At 36.7% G+C, this 21,110-nt stretch carries 17 protein-coding genes; 2 read left to right on the forward strand and 15 right to left on the reverse strand.

Going from position 1 to position 21,110, the window contains the following annotated elements:
* Nucleotides 1-23: 23 nt before the first annotated feature.
* The 5 genes from B2C77_RS13770 to B2C77_RS13790 all read right to left on the reverse strand — a co-directional run bounded on the left by B2C77_RS13770 (nucleotide 24) and on the right by B2C77_RS13790 (nucleotide 5,372).
* Nucleotides 24-569, reverse strand: a complete 546-nt coding sequence (locus B2C77_RS13770; protein ID WP_077704837.1) for a DUF6944 family repetitive protein — start codon at nucleotides 567-569, stop codon at nucleotides 24-26.
* 208 nt (nucleotides 570-777) lie between these two features.
* Complete coding sequence (locus B2C77_RS13775; protein WP_077704840.1) at nucleotides 778-1,470, reverse strand: OmpA family protein; 693 nt, start codon at nucleotides 1,468-1,470, stop codon at nucleotides 778-780.
* On the reverse strand, nucleotides 1,460-3,289 hold the full coding sequence (locus B2C77_RS13780; RefSeq protein WP_077704843.1) for a MotA/TolQ/ExbB proton channel family protein: 1,830 nt from the start codon (nucleotides 3,287-3,289) through the stop codon (nucleotides 1,460-1,462). The genes B2C77_RS13775 and B2C77_RS13780 overlap by 11 nt, the downstream gene beginning before the upstream one ends.
* 254 nt (nucleotides 3,290-3,543) lie before the next feature.
* Complete coding sequence (locus tag B2C77_RS13785; protein WP_077704846.1) at nucleotides 3,544-4,371, reverse strand: YihY/virulence factor BrkB family protein; 828 nt, start codon at nucleotides 4,369-4,371, stop codon at nucleotides 3,544-3,546.
* A gap of 605 nt (nucleotides 4,372-4,976) precedes the next feature.
* On the reverse strand, nucleotides 4,977-5,372 hold the full coding sequence (locus B2C77_RS13790; RefSeq protein WP_077704848.1) for a hypothetical protein: 396 nt from the start codon (nucleotides 5,370-5,372) through the stop codon (nucleotides 4,977-4,979).
* Nucleotides 5,373-5,440: 68 nt separating this feature from the next.
* Here B2C77_RS13790 and B2C77_RS13795 point away from each other — a divergent pair, with 68 nt between their 5' ends.
* Complete coding sequence (locus B2C77_RS13795; protein WP_077701822.1) at nucleotides 5,441-6,634, forward strand: IS256 family transposase; 1,194 nt, start codon at nucleotides 5,441-5,443, stop codon at nucleotides 6,632-6,634.
* A 225-nt stretch (nucleotides 6,635-6,859) separates the two neighbouring features.
* Here B2C77_RS13795 and B2C77_RS13800 read toward each other — a convergent pair whose 3' ends face one another.
* From B2C77_RS13800 to B2C77_RS13815, 4 genes are read right to left on the reverse strand one after another with little or no spacing between them, the layout of a single operon-like run.
* Nucleotides 6,860-8,284 (reverse strand): M56 family metallopeptidase, encoded by a 1,425-nt coding sequence (locus B2C77_RS13800; protein WP_077704851.1) that lies wholly within the window; start codon nucleotides 8,282-8,284, stop codon nucleotides 6,860-6,862.
* A gap of 15 nt (nucleotides 8,285-8,299) precedes the next feature.
* Complete coding sequence (locus tag B2C77_RS13805) at nucleotides 8,300-9,352, reverse strand: LolA family protein (protein ID WP_176087327.1); 1,053 nt, start codon at nucleotides 9,350-9,352, stop codon at nucleotides 8,300-8,302.
* Between the two features lie 55 nt (nucleotides 9,353-9,407).
* The gene (locus tag B2C77_RS13810; protein WP_077704857.1) at nucleotides 9,408-10,868 is read right to left on the reverse strand and encodes a sensor histidine kinase; all 1,461 of its coding nucleotides are present in this window, start codon (nucleotides 10,866-10,868) and stop codon (nucleotides 9,408-9,410) included.
* Nucleotides 10,865-11,566, reverse strand: a complete 702-nt coding sequence (locus tag B2C77_RS13815; RefSeq protein ID WP_077704859.1) for a response regulator transcription factor — start codon at nucleotides 11,564-11,566, stop codon at nucleotides 10,865-10,867. Before B2C77_RS13815 ends, B2C77_RS13810 begins: the two co-directional genes overlap by 4 nt.
* A 928-nt stretch (nucleotides 11,567-12,494) precedes the next feature.
* Between B2C77_RS13815 and B2C77_RS13820 the strand changes: the two genes are divergently transcribed.
* Nucleotides 12,495-13,724, forward strand: coding sequence for an IS4 family transposase (locus tag B2C77_RS13820; RefSeq protein ID WP_077704862.1), 1,230 nt, complete (start codon nucleotides 12,495-12,497; stop codon nucleotides 13,722-13,724).
* A 239-nt stretch (nucleotides 13,725-13,963) separates the two neighbouring features.
* Here the strand turns inward: B2C77_RS13820 and B2C77_RS13825 are convergent, their stop codons facing one another.
* From B2C77_RS13825 to B2C77_RS13850, 6 genes are all read right to left on the reverse strand, one after another.
* Nucleotides 13,964-14,881, reverse strand: a complete 918-nt coding sequence (locus B2C77_RS13825) for a DUF4349 domain-containing protein (protein ID WP_077704865.1) — start codon at nucleotides 14,879-14,881, stop codon at nucleotides 13,964-13,966.
* 158 nt (nucleotides 14,882-15,039) lie between these two features.
* On the reverse strand, nucleotides 15,040-16,257 hold the full coding sequence (gene fdhA / locus B2C77_RS13830) for a formaldehyde dehydrogenase, glutathione-independent (protein WP_141130727.1): 1,218 nt from the start codon (nucleotides 16,255-16,257) through the stop codon (nucleotides 15,040-15,042).
* A gap of 272 nt (nucleotides 16,258-16,529) precedes the next feature.
* Nucleotides 16,530-17,105, reverse strand: coding sequence for a DUF5067 domain-containing protein (locus B2C77_RS13835; RefSeq protein WP_077704870.1), 576 nt, complete (start codon nucleotides 17,103-17,105; stop codon nucleotides 16,530-16,532).
* A 422-nt stretch (nucleotides 17,106-17,527) separates the two neighbouring features.
* Entirely contained in the window at nucleotides 17,528-18,763 is a 1,236-nt protein-coding gene (locus B2C77_RS13840) for a dihydrolipoamide acetyltransferase family protein (protein ID WP_077704873.1), read from the reverse strand.
* A 15-nt stretch (nucleotides 18,764-18,778) separates the two neighbouring features.
* Nucleotides 18,779-19,810: an alpha-ketoacid dehydrogenase subunit beta gene (locus B2C77_RS13845; RefSeq protein WP_077704876.1), complete on the reverse strand. Its 1,032-nt coding sequence runs from the start codon at nucleotides 19,808-19,810 to the stop codon at nucleotides 18,779-18,781.
* Between the two features lie 19 nt (nucleotides 19,811-19,829).
* Nucleotides 19,830-20,795, reverse strand: a complete 966-nt coding sequence (locus B2C77_RS13850; RefSeq protein WP_296362013.1) for a thiamine pyrophosphate-dependent dehydrogenase E1 component subunit alpha — start codon at nucleotides 20,793-20,795, stop codon at nucleotides 19,830-19,832.
* Between the last annotated feature and the right edge of the window lie 315 nt (nucleotides 20,796-21,110).

The raw sequence follows: 21,110 nt of genomic DNA on the forward strand, positions 1-21,110 counted from the left end.
CCCGTTAAGATGCGTTTCAATAACTATTCTTCTTGAAATGCTCCAATAAACGATATAACGGTGCCTACTGCTTGTATCCAACTTCCTACAACCCCAATTATACGCTGATCAGACTGATTGTTTTGAAGCGTTTGAATGCCGCTTATTGCTTGTAAAGAGTTACCAATACCTTGCAATAATGCTCCGATAGTATTTTCCCACACACCCTTTGTGTGATCAGCCCATTCATCACTAGCAACTAGAAAACTCCCCAATGCCTGCATCCACAGTCCTGTTATAATCCATTTTTCTTTTGTTATAGGATCAGAAGAACGATAAATCAACATTCCTACTATTACAGTTGAATTGCCCGTAGCTTGAACTTGGTACCCTAATTTTTCAAAAGAAGCCGTGGTTTCCCCATCAGCAGTGACGCCGCTTCCTAGAGCTTGTAATACATTACCTATTAATCGAAGTTGAAAACGTTGATCTTTACTTAAAGATAACTGGGGAGTGCTACCGATTGCCGCTTGTATCGTTCCAATTGCCGAAAGAAGAGATCCCGTTATTTCCTTTAGATTAGATGTCATTTGATACCCATTCCATCATTTTCTGAACTGAACTTTTACGTATTCAATAACTAGTGTATGACAGATATCGTATAAATGATTCTGCTAAAAGTGATTTTCCGGCTTTAAAGAGACGAAGATAGGGAAAGTTGTCATTTTTGATGCAGAAGCCTCTCTGCAATTACTCTCCTATCGTGTCTTGCAAAACGACTGTGCTTATTCCCTCCTTCTACCCACCTAAAATCTCTCTTGTTTTATCCAATATTTCTTCGTCCTTCAGTCGAAATTTGAATTCCACTCTACGGGAAGCTTCTGCACTATAATTCCCGTTCTCATCTGCTCTTACGTCGGAGAATGATTTACTATTCACCGTTAATTTATTTGCTAAATGCTGCTGGATATTCTTGTATGGAAAATCATCACTTAATAGGTAGGCAGCAACACTATATGCTCTATTCTGTGCTAACTGTAAATTATATAAATACGACCCATCACGGTCCGTATGACCTTCAATAATGATCTCTGCAACATACTCTTCGTACCCTTCTTGCAACAAAATATCCAAATATTTGGGTACAAATTCGTCTAAAAAAGTATAAGAGTTAGCCTTTAACTCGTGCTTATCATAGGCAAACAAAATCTCTGTGTTAAAAATGATGGCGCCCGTCTTTTCGTCTACTTCAACACCTAATTCAGAACCACCGAACTCTTCTTTTAAGTCTTCCACTAACTTTGCTCGTACACCCATAATTTGGTCTAACGTCTTTTTCATTTCTTCTATTTGTAAGGATTTAATAATCATCATAGCAACAAAAATTAGAATAAAGCAAAGTAAAATCGTTGTAAGTAAGTCTGTAAATGATGGCCAAAAATGTCCTTCGTCCCTATTCTGCCTAAATAAACGCTCATATTTAGTATTCATTTTGGTTCAGCCTTATCGCATTGTTTGAAGTGTAATTACGTTGAGAAAAAGCAGCCAATTGTTGGTTTAACATGTGAATTTCCCGCTGCAGATCCTGTACGCTTTGTTGGATTGCCCTTACTTGATTTTGCTGTGTCGTGTCATTCATTCTTCTTAGTTCATTCCATTCATTTCGCAGCCCTTCATTTACTTCACGCATGGACGCTTGGAGAGCTTGACCAATTTGATCTAATCGTTTTCCTACAGACCCTTCCAGATTATGAACATAATTGGCTAACGTATCCTTTAATATATGCACACTATTATCCAACTGGTTCTCGCGTTGCTGATGTGTTTGCGTCATTTGGGAAATGGTTCCATTTATTTCTTGTAACAATTGACTATTTTTCATATCCATTTGTTCAAAAGAACTTATCGTTTGCTGCAAATGTTTTTCAAATGCCATCGTATTTGTAGCCTGTGATTTTATATGATTGCTAAATGTACGGTTAAATTCTTTTAATTCTTGGAAACGATCCGATAATAAATGTTTATATTCTGCTTGCGTTTGGTTAATGACTTCAAGTGCATTTGGAAGCTGTGTTAAACCATCTCCCATTTTATCAAATTCTCTCGACAATCCATATAGTTGTTCAATTACACCTGATAGCTTTGTCGATAGATCCGCACCAAATATGGACCTAAATTCTTTGTTCTGTGCCTCCATTTGCACAACGAGTTGTTTGCTCTTTTCCTGTATCGAGGCGAAATTCTGTTGTAACGATGCCTGTTCATCTAATAAAGTAGATGTGAATTGTTTTATTTCCTCTGTAGAATCTAAAAAATTTTGCAACATGTCCATTTGCGAAATCGTTGCTTCTTTTATCTTCTCATACGTTTGTTCGAACGCTTTTACCTGTCGTTCGTTATGGCTATCCATACGTTTGAAATACGTAAATAATGTAGCAAAATTTTCGTTTAGATTGTCCGTTCCCGCAGCAAAACTATCGGTTACTTTTTGCATATGTGTAAATAATTGCTGAAATGATTCGAGATTATCTGAAAGCCCATGATTAAATGCAGCTAAGTCTTTAGCGGATTGTTCCAAACTTGAGGTGTAATTTTGAAATCCAGCAAAGGCGGCTTCTATTGTTTGAAAGGACTGTTGATTCGACTTTTGTAAATGCTGTATGGACGTATTAATCGCCTCTGAAAGGTTTACTAATTGTTGCAGTCCATTTTCCTCTGTGCCTTCTAATCTCGTCTCCGTCATAAGCATAATATCTGTTAACATAAATTCTGTATTAAATACCTTTATTAATACCGTCATCACTAATGAAAATCCCATCCCAACAATGCTCGTATAAAAAGCAACATCAATACCGGCTAATACACTTGCTACCCCTGTAACCACATCATTTCCTTGTAAATCAATACTACTTAAAGAAGAGGTTAAGCCAATAAATGTGCCAAGTACTCCTAATAATATAAACACAGACACAGTCATTTGCACCATTTTAATGAGACTAACGACAGAAATTTGCCATATACGCCAATTCGAAAATTGCTCTTGAACAAATGTCTCCACTTTAACCATTTCTTGTTTTTGCTTTTGTTCATATTGTTCTTTCAATGTATTTAACGGCTCTACATTCAAATTCCCCGTTGCTTTCAGGTGATTTCTGATCGTTTTTAATTTATTGTAAATGGTAATATGAATCAGCAAAGCCAATAGAAACATGACAAACAGGACAACAAAAATAAACTCAATAACGGAGCTGCTTAAAATAGCTTCCACTCTTTGTTTTGATGTAAATAATTCAAGAATAAATTCAACCATGCATTCTCCTCCTACTACGTCCCAAATGTATTACTATATAGATATTCAAGGCATGTTCTAATCATGAATATAGATAGGAGAGAATCCGTTATTTTATTGTCTGATTAAAAAATGAATAGGTTTGCGAAATAGTAGTTAAGGTAGCGGAGATCCTGTATTTACGAGTGTTTCGAACATTTTGCCAGCGCAAAAACAGGGAACAACAGGATCAGATCATCTCATACAAACGATATTGTATGTCATGATTTTCAAGGCTAAAAAGAACGCCTTTCGCTACGTTGAATTGGATAAATCATAGCATTAACTAATCCCCCAATAATAATGATCATAGCAGACATATAGAACCAAATCATTAATACAACAATACCTCCTAATTGTCCATAAAAAGCTGTATAATCGTTACGACTAACAAAAGTAGCAAATTGAAGGGAGATAATTTGCCAACCAATTGTAGCGACAAGCGCACCTGGAAGAACTTGCTTTACTTTAACACGTAGATTTGGAGTAAAATAATAAAGCAGAAGAAAAAAAGTAATGATTAAAAAACTACCAACTCCCCACTGGATAAAATCCCACAAACGATGAAAACTATCATTGGTAAATATATCGATCAAATATGCCCTTAATGTTCTTTCCAAAACAGGAACAACAACGGAAAACAAGAAAACAATCATAAATCCTATAGTTAACATTAGCCCTTCGATTACTTGTCTTACGATACTTTCCTTCTCATGCACGTTATAAGCCGTGTTAAGTATACGTTTCATGGATTGAAATCCCATTGAAGCAAGCCATACAGAAATAACCAAGCTTAAAGAAAGCAAGGGTTGATTTTGATTTGCGAGCACAGCAGTTAACGTATTTCTAATTAGACGATACGTTGTATCCGGTGCATACGGTTCAATTAGCGTTAAAATATAATCTTCATTAAAGGGCAAATAAGGAATTAACGAATAAATCACGAACAGAAACGGAAAAACAGATAGTAGGAAATAATAAGCCATTTGTGCAGAAAGATCGTACACTTTATATATAAAAAATTTTCTCCCTAGTTCGTAAAAGAATAGTAAGATAGACATCATAAGACCCCTTCCATCGTCTGTCTATCTTATTTCTGTCCGTTTATGTTTTTTTTATCCGACTTATACCATTGTTAGAAAAACTTCTAGAAATCCCTCTAATGCTCATTGGATTGTTTGTTGATTAAACGGACCATGTTCATGGAATAAATGAGTATTACTATTCCAAAAAAGAATAAGGGATCGAAGTTCAAATGTAGAAGTCCATATAACAATAGTAATAAGATTAAAATGAGATGCAAAATATGAATAATGAAAAGTTGTTTTTCCAAGTAATCACTCCTCGTATAGTATATTTAGGAGCTAAATATTCGCCGATTATTTCTAACATTTTATTTGAAATGGTATACGTGCTTGCCCCCTCGCCTTCCTCAGGACTTCTTGAGACTCCTCACTCGAAAAAAACGCTATAATCATGATTTCCCTGCAGGAGTCACCACATTAAGTGCCAAATAACAGAGTACCTGCTCCTACTATTACTGGATATTCAATTTCTTGGACGCTTCTGAGATGTTCCTAGATAAAAATCTTAGGATCATTCTCTCACGCCTCATTATCCTTCTCATACCCTTACCTGATAAACAAGTATTCATAGCGAGTGCTACAACCTACAAGTTAACTCTTTTATGCTGGAAGAAATCCGGCAACGATTCTTTTATTCGTGCAACTAGCCACGCTTTCCTCGTTCTATTCCAGTTTTCTTCTTTACATAGTTGTTGAATACGCCAATATAACGGCGGATGTGGCATAAACTGGAACTCCATGAAGCGTAACAACCAGCTACCTCTTTCTATGCTGTTATGGTTATTCTCTTCAAGATTGCTATATTGTAATGCCTTGTTTGTTGCTTGATCTTGGGCAACAGCTAATTCTTTCAATCCATCAGCCATATGTCTATTCCCTGCCTCTAGTAGTTCAGCTCCCAAATAATCAGCCCTTACTTCTGTCCATTGGAGAGTGTAAAATATTTTGTGTAAATAGAAATACCAATTAAACAAGTTCATAGAAAAAGGAAGACCCTTTTTGTAGAATAAAGTTAGCACACAAAATTCACAGAAAAGAGGTCTTCCCTATGAACCATCTTACTACAGATTTAATTGAAGCACTAGCAAAAAAACAAGATATTGAAGAAGTTTTTCGCCGTCATCTAGAAGAAGCTATTAACCAATTACTAAAGCATGAATTAACTGTATTTCTGGATTACGAACCGTATGAACGCAAGGGAGTTCATTCAGGTAACTCTCGTAATGGGTTTTATGACCGTACTTTTAAGACGGAGTACGGTGAGCTACAACTTCGTATACCAAGGGATAGGAACGGAGAATTTCAACAACAAACAGTGGCTCCATATAAGCGTTCTAATGACACGCTGGAACAGTTTGTTATTCACCTTTATGAAAAGGGAATCACAACAGATGAAATCGCACATCTAATCGAACGAATGTACGGACATCATTACACCAAACAGACCGTATCTAACTTAACAAAATTGGTAGCAGAAGATGTACAAGCATTTCATGAACGTAAATTAGAAAACCGTTACGCATGCATTTACTTAGATGCTACTCAAATCCCTATCCGTCGTAACACGGTAGAGAAAGAGTCTGTATATATTGCAATTGGGATCACGGAAGACGGCATAAAAGAAGTATTAGACTTTACTATTGCACCAACAGAATCCGCACACGTATGGGAAGAATTGATGCAGGAACTATATCAGCGTGGTGTTGCAGACGTTCTGCTCTTCATCTCAGACGGTCTAACTGGCATGACAGATGCTATTCACCGTGTCTATCCTAAAGCAAAGCATCAGGTGTGCTGTGTCCATGTTGCCCGCAATATTGCTAAGAAGGTTCGTGTCAAAGACCGTGCAGAGATACTTAGTGACTTTAAAACGGTTTATCATGCCATAGACAAAAAAGAAGCCCTACAAGCGTTAGAACAGTTTCAAAGCAAATGGGAAAAGACATATCCACGTGTCATTGACGCAGTTGTAAAAAATGAACAATTATTAACATTTTATGAGTTCCCTGCCTCTATTCGACGGAGTATCTATTCGACAAATTTAATTGAAGCCTTCAATAAAGAAATAAAGAGATACGTCAAACGAAAAGAGCAGTTTCCAAACAAGGAGGCTTTAGAACGTTTTCTTGTCACGCGATTTCTAGAGTATAATCATAAATTCAGCATGCGCTGCCATCGAGGCTTTGATCAGGCAAAATCTGAATTAGTTGCCTTGTTCGAATCTCTGGAAAATGGGACTTAGAACCCGCCATCCTTGACCTTGTTTACGGTCGTGGTGTATATCTACTGGCGGGTGCAGAAAATATAGCCACATAAGGCTCCACCCGCTTTTTTATGGTACCACGACCGTACTCTTCTATACTCTCGCTGGCAGGGTCCCCTATGCCCAACACAGCGAATCACAAAGAAGAGGCACAAGGTCAAGGACAAGCAGCTAACGCTGTGGCTATAGAGATTTCCTGATTATTTATTCAGAGTTAACATCTACAAAAGGGGATTTACACAAAATTATTGACACACCCGTCCATTGAGCAACCCCTGATAAACAGATTATAAAAATAGCCCAAAGTAAATTTATTAATACAATAAGTAGTAATGGCTGTTCTATTAATTGCTTTAGTCCATTAAAAGATAAAAAGATGCCAAATCCAAGAACAATCATTAACATCACCCGTCCAATTTGATTCACCATAACATCCCGCTTTTTTATGTGTATTGCCTCATGTGCTAAAATAGCCTTCACTGCAGACCAGGATAATTTCGTTGTTGCGCTAGTCAACATTATCGTCCCTTTTCCAATGTGCGTACCCGTTGCAAAACCGTTATATACATCAGAGTCAATCACATATAATCTAGTGCCTGTTATTCCAGCCTTCGAAAAAATTTCCTGGGAAATATGATATAACTCTCCCGCTGTAACTTCTTCTGCGTCTGAAGCATTAATGAGTAGTCGGTCTGCAATATACATATTAAACAGCCACCATAGAAATACAAAAACAGTAATAACATACCACGGACAATGAAGAAAAATCAAAATAGTTAATAACGCTGTATATGCAGCAACACCTTTAACGCTAATTGCAAAATAGCCTTTCCATAACAAGCGCTTTATATTGCTCCTATGCCAGATTGGAAGAATATTTTTTTCCGTTTCTACTTGGTCTACTTGGATAAAACGATTCCAGTACATGTACCACGCCTCTACATTTACAGGTGTTAAATACATTGTTTCTCCAGAAAAAGTTAAACGCAATACGGTTGAAAATGAAATTGTATAATCTTTTCGTTCAGCTAAAAAGGCAAAACTAGGATGAAGTCTTAAAATATCTGGATTAGATTGTTTTTGAATAGCTTCTAAATGTTCCATTGGCAATTCTCTTGCTTCAAGTAAGGAGATAATGACCAGCACTTGTTCCTCAGGTAACATATACACCTTGGCAAAGAAATAATCTACCAAGCGGTTCAAGAATGGTGGAAGCATCAAAATTAAATAGTAGCCAAGTAGATACTTAAGTGTATTGATCATTTCTGGAATAAAAAGAAGACAAATAACGGAAACTCCTGCTATTGCACCAGCTAAACAAATATCCATCAAAATTCGCCTAACATCTCTTTTCAGTTCAACGATCTGAAAGTTTGTAACCGAAAGCTTTTGTTGTAATTGCTGTTTTTTCAACTTTTTGTCATGGTCAAAGACAACACTAAAACTAAAATAGGTGACAAACATCACACTAAGTGGCAAGACTGCTTCGAAAAATTCATTCGTCATGAGTAAATATACGATCATACTACAACTGCCGATAAGAAGTAGCCCTACACTTACTTTCTTTGGAAGAATGAAAGAAATACAGGTAAGTAAAATAGTAATAACACTTATGATAAAGAGTTGCATATTCTTTTCCTCCAATTAAGGGACAAATTTCATTTTATTTACGAATTGTTTGATTTGGTTCAAACTTAAATCTGCATCCATTATCATGATAGAATAACGCAGACCTTGTTCGTCCCATAACAACATTTGATACGTATCATCCTCCGTATACACCCCATCCACGCCTCGGAATGTAATCCGCTTTTCATTTGACGCTGTAAACGTTTCAATGTCATTATTATCTTCATTTGGTATTGGAAAAACAGACAAATTGAATATCGGTATGTTGTTTTTCGTATAATCCATGCTTACTTCCATACGCGAAAATTCACCTGCCAGTTCAATTAGTTCAACATTACTTAACACTATATCTTCTGCTTCAGGCACATATAAGAATGTACTTCCCATTTGTTCACGTGCTTCTTCTAAAGTAACTTTGCGATTTGAATTTAACTCATTCATATTTTTAACTTCTACATCTTTTGGTAATTTCAAGGAGTATTTCTCATCAGCTATATCTGCTTCAAAATTAATTTGGTTATATTCTGTTTCTACTGTTTGGTTTCCTATCGTTGCATTCATTTTTAAAACAATCCAGTTTTCCTTATCTATCCATAACTCTTGTCGACCATATAATTGATCTTTAGCTTTAGGTTCAGCGATGACGAGTTGCGTTTGGCGACCAGCTATCTTCTGTTCTTTTCCCGTTCTTATTTCATGTGTTTTTGAAATTTGTTCTAAAATAAAGTTCACTTGATCCATAGGGGATGGTTGATTTAATGCAAGCATTTCTTGGTCATCCATGATGAGAGCTTGTTTTTGCTTTGGTTCGTAACTAATTAAAGATGCGCCATCATTAACGGCAATAGATATGGGCTCTTCTTTATTGCCTTCTATTTCCACACGAATTTTGCCTGTACCGTCTCGCCATTCTTTCATTACAAACCGTTCTACTTCTGTTTCATTTTCTTTCGTTACCGTTGTCGACTCTCCATAATAAGCTACATTTGTTTCTTTTTCAGTAGTTAATACTTTATTAACCATTTCCTTTGGAGAAAATTGATTTGAATCTGGTGTACACGCTGACAATATGATTCCTCCCATGAGGCAGATTAAAATACTTACCTTATATTTTTCCATACGATCACCTTTCCAAAGTTTGAGGCAACATACAAACAACACATGTACCTACGTTTTTTTGGGAGAAGATATGTATCCACCCTCCATGCTCTTCAATTACTTGTTTTGCAATACTTAACCCTAAACCATTTCTTTGAAATTCTTGCTTACTCCTCGCTGGATTATGTTGATAAAATGGCTCAAACACATGAGGTAAAACCGCCTCATCTATCCCTTTTCCTTCGTTTTGTATTAAGATGAAAACCCCCTCTTCCCCTTGCCCTTTCCAATCCACATTTTGACGCACAAAGGAATATGTCCAATCTGGCAAGTCCCATGATACAACTCCTAACCAAATATTTCCATAAGTAGCAGTATGGGAAATTGCATTGCTCACAAGATTATCCATCACACGTATCATTTGGTTTGGGTCTACCTTGTATTTCCCTTTGACTTGCAAAGAAACATGCAAGTCAATCCCTTTTTGTTTACAAAGAGTTTCAAAGTCTGAGGTTAACATGTCAAAAAATTCTTCCCCATCTACTAAAGCCAACTCCAGCTGCTTTTCTGATGAGCGCAACATCGTGTAGGTTAATAAATCATCAAGCATTGCTTTTAGAAAATCTGTTTTTTCCATAATGATATGCAAATATTCCTTCTGTTCTTTTACATGGATATCTTTTTCAAATACTAATGACTCTGCGTATGCTTTAATGGAAGTCAACGGTGTTTTTAAGTCATGAGATACGCTAGCAACTAAGTATTCCTTGGCTTGCTGTTCTTGCTTAGCTATTTTTCTCGCCTTATTTATTTGTCTACTCATAACATAAAAATGTGCTGTTAATTCCCCCATTTCATCTTTTTTCGTCTTTCTTTCATGTATTGATTCCCCAGCAGCAAATCGTTTTATATCATTAATAAGCTTCTTCAATGGACGTACTATTTTTTTATTCACAAACAGGACAACTAACGTATAAATAACAATAAAAATAATACATAAACCTACACCTACTAAAAGTGCTCGATTCGTAACTCCCTTCACCCATTGTTCTCTAGGGATTTGTATTTCAAAAAATCCAATTAGTTTATCTTTCATAAATACAGGTTGACGATAAGTATAAGAACGGTAGCCTTGTTCTAATTCGTATAGACCTTCATACAACTGCTTTTTTCCATATTTTTGAAAAGTTGAAGTAACAGATGAATGAGATGCATACATAACTATGCCATCTTTATTTAGTACAGTAACAGCTTGATTCTTATCTATATTTTGCTTCATTTTGCCCCAATCGCTATTAAACTCGTATAATTCTGGGTCAACAAGTAATGCCTTTAATGTCGTTATTTCCTCTACCGTTTCAATATGTTCTTGTATTTTCAGTTCATCATGGTACCCTTGTATGAATAAAAATAATAAATAACCTGCCATTACAGGAAGGACCATAACAACAAAATAAGATACCAGAAGCCATGTTTTTATTTTCATTGCATGTCACCAATAAATCGATAGCCTTTTCCCCATACCGTTTGTATATACCGGGGCGTCTTCACAGAGTCTTGCAACTTTTCTCTTAATGATTTAATATGTACCGTAACCGTATGTACACCATCTAATCCAACTTGCTGCCAAACATGTTGATATAGCTCTTCCTTGGAGAACGTTTGCTCAGGATGTTTAGCCAAAACAGTAAGTAACTCCCATTCTTTATCGGTTAGCATAATTCTATTGCCTTGAAGAGAAACGAAGCACTCTCCCCAATCTACCATTAGCCCATGTTCATAAGAGGTTTGCTTTGTCTCTTTAGGAACTCCTTGGAACCTACGCCAACGACGTAAATGCGATTCTACTCGGGCTTTTAGTTCCAGCATACTAAATGGTTTTGCTATATAATCATCTGCCCCTAAACCTAAACCTTTTACTTTATCCCCATCTGCTTTTCGAGCGCTTATGATAATCATTGGTACGTCACTTTTTAAGCGGATATTTTTACATAAAGAAAACCCATCCATTTCAGGAAGCATGACATCTATAATTACAAGGTCATAATTAGCAATTTTAAAATCTTCCCATCCTTCTAACCCTGTTGTAGCCCATGTTACCTGATAATGGTTACGCATGAGCATATCTCGAATGATACGTGCAATTTCCAAATCGTCTTCCACAAGTAAAATATTTTCTTCCATCGGTCTTTCCTCCTACTAAAGCTAATGTAGCATATAAAAAAGGATATCATCGAAACTTTATTATTGGTTTATTTTTAAAGCATATCGCTTTCACGAACCAATACAAACCTGAATGATTCAACCCTTTAAAAAAAGTGCTGAAAAATGAAAAGGATTGATCTCCAAAAAATAAGTCAATATAATGGAATCTATAGGATAGATTTCGCAATAGATGCCTTCCTCGTTTAAAAAAATCCTGTTTTTGGGTATACGAATTCTTTTTAAAATGATAATGATGGAAAAATATTTTTATATTTTAATGCAACCTAGATTTTAAAAAGTAGCCATTATAAGAACCCATTCTATTGGTTAATTTGACGTGATTTAACTGTAGCAGAAATGGATTCTTTTTTCATTTTTTTGGTGCAGGAGCAAATTGGCTTCCTCCTTCGTACATAAGCGTTCAGTAGTATTCAAGTTATAGGTGTGAATAATTCAGGATAAAGGATTATTCTCTCTCATAAAGGCTTTATGTCTCTATAAAATACGCCTATTTCGTTATCCACTAAAACCTCATTTACAAGAACAAAGGCGCAAGCGCCCGGTTAGCAACGTAGCGAGTGGAACGAAGCAACTAAAGTTTTAGGAATCATGGTGAGGCGGTGTTGCACGAACCAATGATGACTTATCGTAGGGCGATTCGTGAAGTCGCCTAGTTGCTGGGCGCTGGAGCCGGACGTGGATAAATAACTTAGTAAGTTTATCCACAGCTGCTAAATTTTATAATTTTTTCACTAGCGTTGCATAAACTTTTTATAAAGTAGTCAAGAAAAAACAACTCGTGTCAATACTAAGAATAATAGGAATTATCAATACAAAAACGCATAAAAAAACCTTATAATAAGGGAATGGTAGTCCTGTCCAAATCCCAAATTATAAGGAGTCTTTCATGGACAATCATACCATAAAAATGGTATTCAAGGAATACATTCATCCATTAGATACAAAAGTTATTCAAAAAATGATTGATATAGAAGGGGTAGACAAGTATGTGAAAAAGCTAGATACCATTGCCTATATCCTCTTATTTATTTACGCACAACTTAAAAAATCAGAAAATCTTGCAGTAATCAGTCAGTCTGTTTCACGCAAAAAAACGGTGCAGCGATTAGTAGGTATAGACAGTATCAGTAAGTCACAACTCTCGCGTAAGAATAGACAAATCCCACATGAAATACCAGAAGCTATTCTTCGTCATCTCATTCAAAAGGTACAGTATACACTAGGACCTGTGAAAGCAGGAAAGGCATTGCTTCAGCTGCATTTGATTGATTCATCGACTATTTCCATGTGTCTTAGTGGCTATGAATGGGCTGATTTTCGAGAAACAAAAGCCGGGATTAAAATGCACACTTCAATTAGGTTGTGCAATGATACGCTCTCGCTAGATAAGATGATTCTAACGCCAGCCCGACCAGCGGATGAGACACAGCTGGATGAATTAATTGTTTATCAGTTAGATGTGCTTCATGTATTCGATCGCGGGTACTTCAACTTTGCGAAGTTCGATGCCTATTCGGAAAAAGGAATAAAATTTGCAACGCGTATCAAAGCCAATACAGTGGTACACGTCGTGGAAGAGTTACTCGTGGATCCATCTTCTCCCATCACACGCCATGCCATGGTGACAATCGGAAACATGAAACATCCATTACAATTGATAGAGACAACAGATAGTAATGGCAAGCCTATTCGGATTGTGTGTAACGACGCCAAGCGCAGTGCGCAAGAAATCAGCGATATCTACCGAAACCGCTGGAAAATAGAGTTGTTTTTCAAATGGATCAAGCAACACTTGGTCATTACAACATTATATGGTAAGAGTGAAAATGCCGTTTATAATCAAGTCTATCTTGCAATGATTACCTTTTGCCTGATCATCCTAATGAAAAATAAAATAGGTTTCAAAGGAACCTTGCTGGAAATGTTGCGTTGGATAAAGGATGGTTACGATCAATCCATGGCAACCTTTATTTTGAAAGTGCGTAAAGAACCAGAGCGAGAGTCCAGTGGACGACGAAGGTGGGACAATGAGCGAATTTTTGCAGAGACCCTAGCACAATATGAGACAGGAGACGTGTTACACTTAGATGATTTAACATACGATCTATTCGTTTAAAAGTATATACTATTCAAAAAATGGATGAAGGGCTACCTCTCATGCCTGTTGTCTTTTTTCATTGTGTACAAATAACATATATCAGAAAACTCTGTTACATATGTCTCAAATGGAAAATTAACGCTTGACTTGAAGCATTACTTTTTATGCAACGCTAGTGTAATTTCCTAGACTATAAAAAAACTGCAGTTTATCTATATACTGCAGTAACAGAAAATCACATCTTTATTCTGTTTTCTCTATTTCTCCTTGTGATTTTGCTTTACCCATTTTCTTATAAAAATCCAACCAAGCCAACCTAATACACTAATTAGAATAAGAACCGGCATGTTACCTGCTATAAATACAAACACGTTTGAAATCACTTTCAAAAGAAAGTTTATACTCTTTATGAATTGCTGTTTCGTTGCCTCCCATGTATTTAAGTCTCCATCTTCTAACGATACATTATTTTCTTGTATTTCGATATGAACAGTTGCCAAATCGGCTTTATTTTGTAGATAATTCATTCGACCAGTAATTTGCTCTATTTCTTCCTGTACTTCTGCAAGGTCTTCTGAAATAGCCAATAAATCCTCTGTTTTTTCAGCTTGTTCCATAAAAGCTAATAACCTTTTCTCTACTACTTTTTTAGATTGAAGTCGAGACTCTAAATCCACATATTCTTCGGTGACATCCTGACCTGAAATATTATTACTTAATAATTTTCCTTCCCCCGATTCTACTTCATCCATAAAAGTTTTAAAATTCGTTTGTGGTACTCTTGCAGTGATGAAACCGGTGCTATTTTTTTCTTCTGTATCATTACTTCTAGATGATTCTACAATATAACCATTATAATCTATAATCAAACTTTCCAAAGTCGCTATTTTTTTCTGTAAATCTTTTACTTCTATACGTGTATCCGCAGTATAGATTACTTTTCGTTGATCCACATCGTAAGTATCTGCTTTTGGCACTTCCGTTTCTTCGGCTTTCTGTTCCGTTTGTTCTTTTCCTGAATCAGCCATTTCTCTACTATCTTCTGTTTGAATTGTTGTTTTGTCATCTTGATAACTAGATACTGAGTTTGATTGATCACTACTATCTGAACGTTCATCGCAACTCGTAAGCAGAATCAAAAAAAAGCACAGTAACAAAAATAATCGTGACCTCATTTTTTCCTTCCCCCAAACACGTTTAGATTTCAGACAAACACCTCTTCTTAAATCAAATATAATGAAATGAAGCCTTATTCAGTTGAAAAACTGGATAAGGCTTATGCTTTTAATTATCGTTTGATGGTACAGTACATACCATTCATTACCTCATATCGTTATGCTTTCACCAAACCATGCGGATCAATAACAAATTTCTTTGACGCACCACCATCAAATGCTTCATATCCAGCTGGCGCTTCATTCAACGAAATTAATGTAGCATTTACTGCTTTTGCAATTTGCGCCTTTCCACTTAAAATGGCCATCATTAAATCACGATGATATTTCATCACTGGAGTTTGGCCAGTAACAAATGTATGTGCTTTCGCAAATCCTAATCCGAAGCGAATTTTCAACGTTCCTTCTTTTGCATCTTTATCAACGCCCCCTGGGTCACCTGTAACATATAACCCTGGAATACCTAATTTTCCTCCAGCCCGAGTTATACCCATAATCGTGTTTAAAACAGTTGCCGGTGCTTCACTTGCTCCTTCTCCGTGACCACTAGCCTCAAATCCAACTGCGTCAATCGCACAATCTACTTCTGGTACACCTAGGATCTGCTCCATTTGTTCCCCTAAATTCGTATGTTCACGTAAATTAATTGTTTCACATCCGAAGCTGCGTGCTTGTGCCAGCCTTTCTTCAATTAAATCACCGACAATGACGACAGATGCTCCGAGTAATTGAGCTGAATGTGCAGCAGCAAGACCTACAGGACCTGCTCCGGCAACGTAAACTGTTGATCCCGGTTTAACTCCGGCGCTTACCGCTCCATGATAACCTGTCGGAAAAATATCCGATAACATAGTTAAATCAAGTATTTTATCCATAGCCTGATCTTTATCAGGAAATTTAAGCAGTTGAAAATCAGCATATGGAACCATTACATATTCCGATTGACCGCCTACCCATCCGCCCATATCAACATAACCATAGGCTGATCCTGGTCTATCTGGATTAACATTTTGGCAAATATGAGTGTCTTGTTGTTTACAATTCCTACAACGTCCGCAGGCAATGTTAAATGGAACAGATACTAAATCTCCTATTTGGATAAACTCAACATCTCGTCCTACTTCAACAACTTCTCCAGTAATTTCATGACCAAGCACTAAGCCACTGGGAGCTGTAGTCCTCCCTCGAACCATGTGCTGATCACTTCCGCAAATATTCGTAGTTACTACTTTAACAATGACGCCATGATGGCATTTTCGCCCCACATTTAATGGATTTACACCTGGCCCATCCTGTAAAACTAAATCCGGATAACGAATATCCTGCACCTCTACTTTACCAGCACCTACATATACGACACCCCTGTTCTCAGCCACTGAAACACTCCTTTTCAAATTATATTGGATGTTTTGGGAGCATTGACAATCTAAAACCATTATACTACTTAAAGCTTAATTTTTCTATAATTCTATTAATTCTAATAAAAAACTTATTTCTTTTATGCTTATATATTTACTTCTATAAAACCTGAAAAAAACAGGCATATTTCTCCAAAATTTACATAAAATCAAACTGTATATTTTGACCATTGAAATATATGTAAAAAGCAGAGACACCCTTTTTATTGAGTGTCTCTGCTTTTTACATACTATTTAATTTCAAAATCTTGTCTACCAATCTCTTCTCCCATAACGCCTTGTGTAGCTACTAAGGTTACAGGAGTTTCTAAATCATCTAATTCATAAGCAATGGAGTTTTCTACCGTACCATCTTTCTTTATCGTTTCCGTTTGTGTATCTGAATGGTTTCCGTCTGGTAAGCTACCCATTTCCAGTTCGTTTACTGCATTTGGATCGTTGTCTTGCAACGCTGTAAATACTGCTATCCAAGCTGTTGACGGATCTATGTCTTTATCAGTAAGGTTCGTTGTCTCATACCAGATAGCAAATACTGGTTTTTCTCCAGTTTCATTTCCTTCTTCTCCAGCAGGTATAACCTTTGTTTCTTTTATTTTGATTTTTAAATCTTCAATTTTAGCTTCATTATCTTTGAAGTATACATCTTCGTTTTCGTTTGTTTCCGCGCTATCTTTGCTTTCTTCATTCGCTGCATCGGCGCTATCTTTACTTTCTTCATTTTCTGTGTCTTTACTTTCGCTTGATCCACCACATGCAGATAAAACTACTAACATTACAGCAAGTAAAACAAATAAGTACTTCTTCATATTTTTAGCCCCCATATATTTTTTACAACCATCCTAATTATGGACTAGTTTACAATATTTATCAACATCATTAAATTAAACTAAAAATTTCTTAAACTATTGATAGATATGTCAATAATTTTGTGTAGTCTCTCTTTTTATAGCTAAAGCACACTTTTCCTTTTAGATAGCCCATAATTTATAATGCATGAAATGTCAGGGGGAGGGGAATTGGAGTACATAGAACCTTTATACCAACATCGTGTTCTTCTAGTCTGGAATAGCTAAAAATATCAGATTGATAGGTCCTTCTCTGCACGCGATAAGATTTGCGAAACCTTTGTCATCATAGCAGAGAAGGAGTTTAATTTTAAGTGTTTTCCTTTTTCTATTTTCATACGCATAGCGAAGGTCTTTATAGGATAGATTCTATTCTGATTTCTTTACAGCAATAACAAATATGGTTTTGCTAAATAATGAGCAATCGTATTTAAGAATTCTGCTGCTGGCGCCCCATCTAATACTCTGTGATCAAAGGTTAAGCTGAGTGGTAGCGAAGTTATCTGTTTCACCTGCTCATTTTCATCTAACCTAAGCTCTTGTACAAATGTACCTACACCTAAAATCCCACTTTCTGGTGGGTTCAGGATTGGTGTGAAATATTCTATACCTTGCGCACCTAAATTAGAAATGGTGAATGTTGCTCCGCTTAATTCAGCATTTTTTCCTTCACGAGCAGTTTCTGTGACATGTTTCATTTGCTTTGCTAAGCTACCGAGTGGCAATCTTTCCGCATGTTTTACAACAGGAACAACCAATCCATCTTCTAGTGAGGTTGCAATACCTAAATGTACTTCTTCAAATTGGTGTAGCTGATCATGAATAAGATGTGTATTTACTTCAGGATGTGCTTGTAAGCTTAACGTTACAGCTCGAGCTAAAAATACCGTTAGTGTCAGCTTTAAATCTAAATTATTCTCTGCTGCTTCTGTGCGCATTTTCTTTTGAAAAGCAAGTAAGTTTGTTATATCAGCTTTCCGATGTAATGTTAATTGCGCGGTTGATTCCAAGCTATGCTGCATATTAGCAGCAATTGATTTTCTCATTGCTGACATACCTTGAACCTGCATTGCTTCTTCTTCATGAACGGCTGGTTTTGTTGTAACCTGTTCTTCCGTTGTGGTCGCTGCTACTTGCTCAATGTCTCTTCTAGTAATCCTTCCCTTAGGACCAGTACCTGTTACTTTAGAAATATCTACGGATAATGCTTTTGCTTTTTTACGAGCAGCTGGAGAAATACGCCTTTTTCGTTGCGGACCTTTCATGTCTTGATGTCCTTCAGGTTGCTGCTCTACTTGTTGAACCGCCTTCTCTTGTACCTCAGCTGTTGGTTCAGTTTTTTCTTTTTCAGAAGTCGATGTCGCTTCCCCTACTTCTTCTCCAGCTTGCCCAACAATACCAATCGGTTCACCAACTTCTGCTTCTTCAGACATCTCTTTTATTACCTTTAATAATATACCATCAGCTGGAGCTTCTACTTCACTCGTTAATTTATCTGAACTAATTGTGACAATTCCTTCACCTTCTTTTACGGTGTCTCCAGGTTGTTTAAGCCATTCTTCCACCGTTCCTTCTGTCATCGTCATACCTAGTTTTGGCATTAATATCGATGTAGCCATTTAATCCCCTCCTCATTATCTAGATAAGGTCAATTCCCCAATCATTTCTTTTACTATTCGTACAACTGTTTCTGCTCGTGGTATATATAATTGCTCTAAGTTTGTGGCAAATGGTGTAGGTGCATGTGGAGCCGTCACCATCTTAATTGGCGCATCTAAAAAATCGAAACCTTTATCTACAACCATAGCAGAAATATCCGTTGCTGCATTACAACGTGGATTTGCTTCATCAATGATCAATAGACGCCCTGTTTTCTCAACGGACTGTAAAATCGTATCCTCATCAAGTGGAGATAATGATCTAGGGTCAATAATTTCCACCTCGACATTTTGCTTAGCAAGCTGATTTGCAGCGCTTTCAGCTACTTGTACCATTTTACCTATCGCCACAATGGTTAGATCATCCCCCGCACGCTTAATTTCTGCCTTTCCTAACGGTATTGTATAATATCCTTCGGGTACTTCACCTTTCATACTATATAGTGTTTTATCTTCAAAAAAGGCGACCATATCATTATCTTCAATTGCCGTTAATAACAAGCCTTTAGCATCGTAAGGGTTAGAAGGAACAACGACTTTTAATCCAGGGATAGCTGTTAACATGCCATATAATGATTGGGAATGCTGCGCTGCAGCTCCTGCACCCGCACCATGGCTAGTACGAATAGTTAATGGAACTTCTGCTTTCCCACCAAACATATAACGAATTTTAGCACCCTGGTTCATAATTTCATCCATCGCACTGCCAATAAAATCGTTAAACATTAATTCTGATATTGGTCTTAAACCTGTAACCGCAGCGGCCACTGACGCTCCCATATAGCCAGCTTCAGCAATTGGCATATCGATGACCCGTTTACGTCCATACTTATTTCCTAATCCTTTCGTTACTCCAAAAACGCCACCCCAAGCTTCTTCATCCTGTAGATGATCGACTGTTGCTCCTCCAGCTACGTCTTCTCCAATTAAAATGACTTTATTATCTCTTTCCATTGCAATATCCATTGCTTCATTAATCGCCTTTGAAAACGTTATTTTTCTCGCCATTTATCTCACCTCATTCATATTATTTGTAAGAAACGTATACATTCTCCGTTAATGCTTCCTCACTTGGCACTTTACTGTGATGCGCAAATTCAACTGCTTCCTCCACCGCTTTTAAAGACGCCTTCTCCATCTCTTCCAGTTCCGTTTTGCTTAACAGTTTATTCTCTAACGCGTATGTTTTGAATTGTTCAATACAATCTACTTCTACTGGCCACTTTTCTTTATCAGATTCTGACTTATACGCTTGATTATCTCCTTCAAAATGACCACTCGTACGATAAGTAATGGCTTCAATTAAGGTTGGTCCTTCTCCGTTTCTAGCTCTTTCTATCGCTTCTTCGGCAACTTCATAAACCTTAGTAACATCATTTCCGTCAACGCGTACGCCAGGTATATCATATGCTATTGCTCGATCAGCAATTGTTTTTGCTGAAGTAGCGTACTCAAATGGCGTTGCTTCTCCAAAGCCATTATTTTCTGCGACAAAAACAACAGGTAGATTCAATGCTGCTGCAATATTAATTCCTTCATGAAAAGTGCCATGATTATTTGCCCCATCGCCAAAGAAACATACTGCAACGCCACCGTTTTCTAAAATATCAGCAGATAAACCTGCACCAACAGCTAATGGAAACCCTCCACCAACAATGCCGTTAGCTCCAAGCATGCCGACTTCCAAATCTGCTATATGCATGGAACCGCCTTTTCCATTACATAAACCAGTTTCTTTACCAAATATTTCAGCCATCATCCCATTTAAGTCACAGCCCTTGGCAATACAATGGCCATGCCCACGATGTGTACTGGTTATATAATCTATATTTTCTAAATGAGCACAAACCCCAACTGCAACAGCTTCTTCCCCTGCATATAAATGTACAAATCCCGGAATTTCCCCTGTAGCAAAAATTTTTTGGACTTGGTTTTCAAAATTACGAATGTCATTCATTTTTGTATACATCCAACTTGCTATTTTCTTATCCATCTTGAAATCCTCCTTCATATTTTGTGCTTTCACTTATATATAAGCAAAAAACATGCCAACTTTTTAAGTTATGTCATTAAAGCGTTTTCATTTAGGAGAACAAAAAATGAGACAACTTTCGCAAATTGTCTCATTTTGTCGCATTTTTTATTCTTAAGGTTTATTCCCAAAAAGGCCACTTGTTCATTTGTAATACTAAAATAGTAGATTTAATAGAATGCGACTACATCATATTAGGCTTTTAGGACATCGGCTTTTAAAAAAACTCTCTTTTTAGGTGTTATCCTTATCCTTTTCATGAATTTATATCATCCA

The organism is Virgibacillus dokdonensis (genome assembly GCF_900166595.1).
Lineage (GTDB): Bacteria > Bacillota > Bacilli > Bacillales > Amphibacillaceae > Virgibacillus > Virgibacillus dokdonensis.

Coding starts and splice junctions, on each gene's coding strand:
- B2C77_RS13770 (WP_077704837.1), bottom strand. CDS start 569: ATGACATCTAATCTAAAGGAAATAACGGGATCTCTTCTTTCGGCAATT.
- B2C77_RS13775 (WP_077704840.1), bottom strand. CDS start 1,470: ATGAATACTAAATATGAGCGTTTATTTAGGCAGAATAGGGACGAAGGA.
- B2C77_RS13780 (WP_077704843.1), bottom strand. CDS start 3,289: ATGGTTGAATTTATTCTTGAATTATTTACATCAAAACAAAGAGTGGAA.
- B2C77_RS13785 (WP_077704846.1), bottom strand. CDS start 4,371: ATGATGTCTATCTTACTATTCTTTTACGAACTAGGGAGAAAATTTTTT.
- B2C77_RS13790 (WP_077704848.1), bottom strand. CDS start 5,372: ATGAACTTGTTTAATTGGTATTTCTATTTACACAAAATATTTTACACT.
- B2C77_RS13795 (WP_077701822.1), top strand. CDS start 5,441: ATGAACCATCTTACTACAGATTTAATTGAAGCACTAGCAAAAAAACAA.
- B2C77_RS13800 (WP_077704851.1), bottom strand. CDS start 8,284: ATGCAACTCTTTATCATAAGTGTTATTACTATTTTACTTACCTGTATT.
- B2C77_RS13810 (WP_077704857.1), bottom strand. CDS start 10,868: ATGAAAATAAAAACATGGCTTCTGGTATCTTATTTTGTTGTTATGGTC.
- B2C77_RS13815 (WP_077704859.1), bottom strand. CDS start 11,566: ATGGAAGAAAATATTTTACTTGTGGAAGACGATTTGGAAATTGCACGT.
- B2C77_RS13820 (WP_077704862.1), top strand. CDS start 12,495: ATGGACAATCATACCATAAAAATGGTATTCAAGGAATACATTCATCCA.
- B2C77_RS13825 (WP_077704865.1), bottom strand. CDS start 14,881: ATGAGGTCACGATTATTTTTGTTACTGTGCTTTTTTTTGATTCTGCTT.
- B2C77_RS13835 (WP_077704870.1), bottom strand. CDS start 17,105: ATGAAGAAGTACTTATTTGTTTTACTTGCTGTAATGTTAGTAGTTTTA.
- B2C77_RS13840 (WP_077704873.1), bottom strand. CDS start 18,763: ATGGCTACATCGATATTAATGCCAAAACTAGGTATGACGATGACAGAA.
- B2C77_RS13845 (WP_077704876.1), bottom strand. CDS start 19,810: ATGGCGAGAAAAATAACGTTTTCAAAGGCGATTAATGAAGCAATGGAT.
- B2C77_RS13850 (WP_296362013.1), bottom strand. CDS start 20,795: ATGGATAAGAAAATAGCAAGTTGGATGTATACAAAAATGAATGACATT.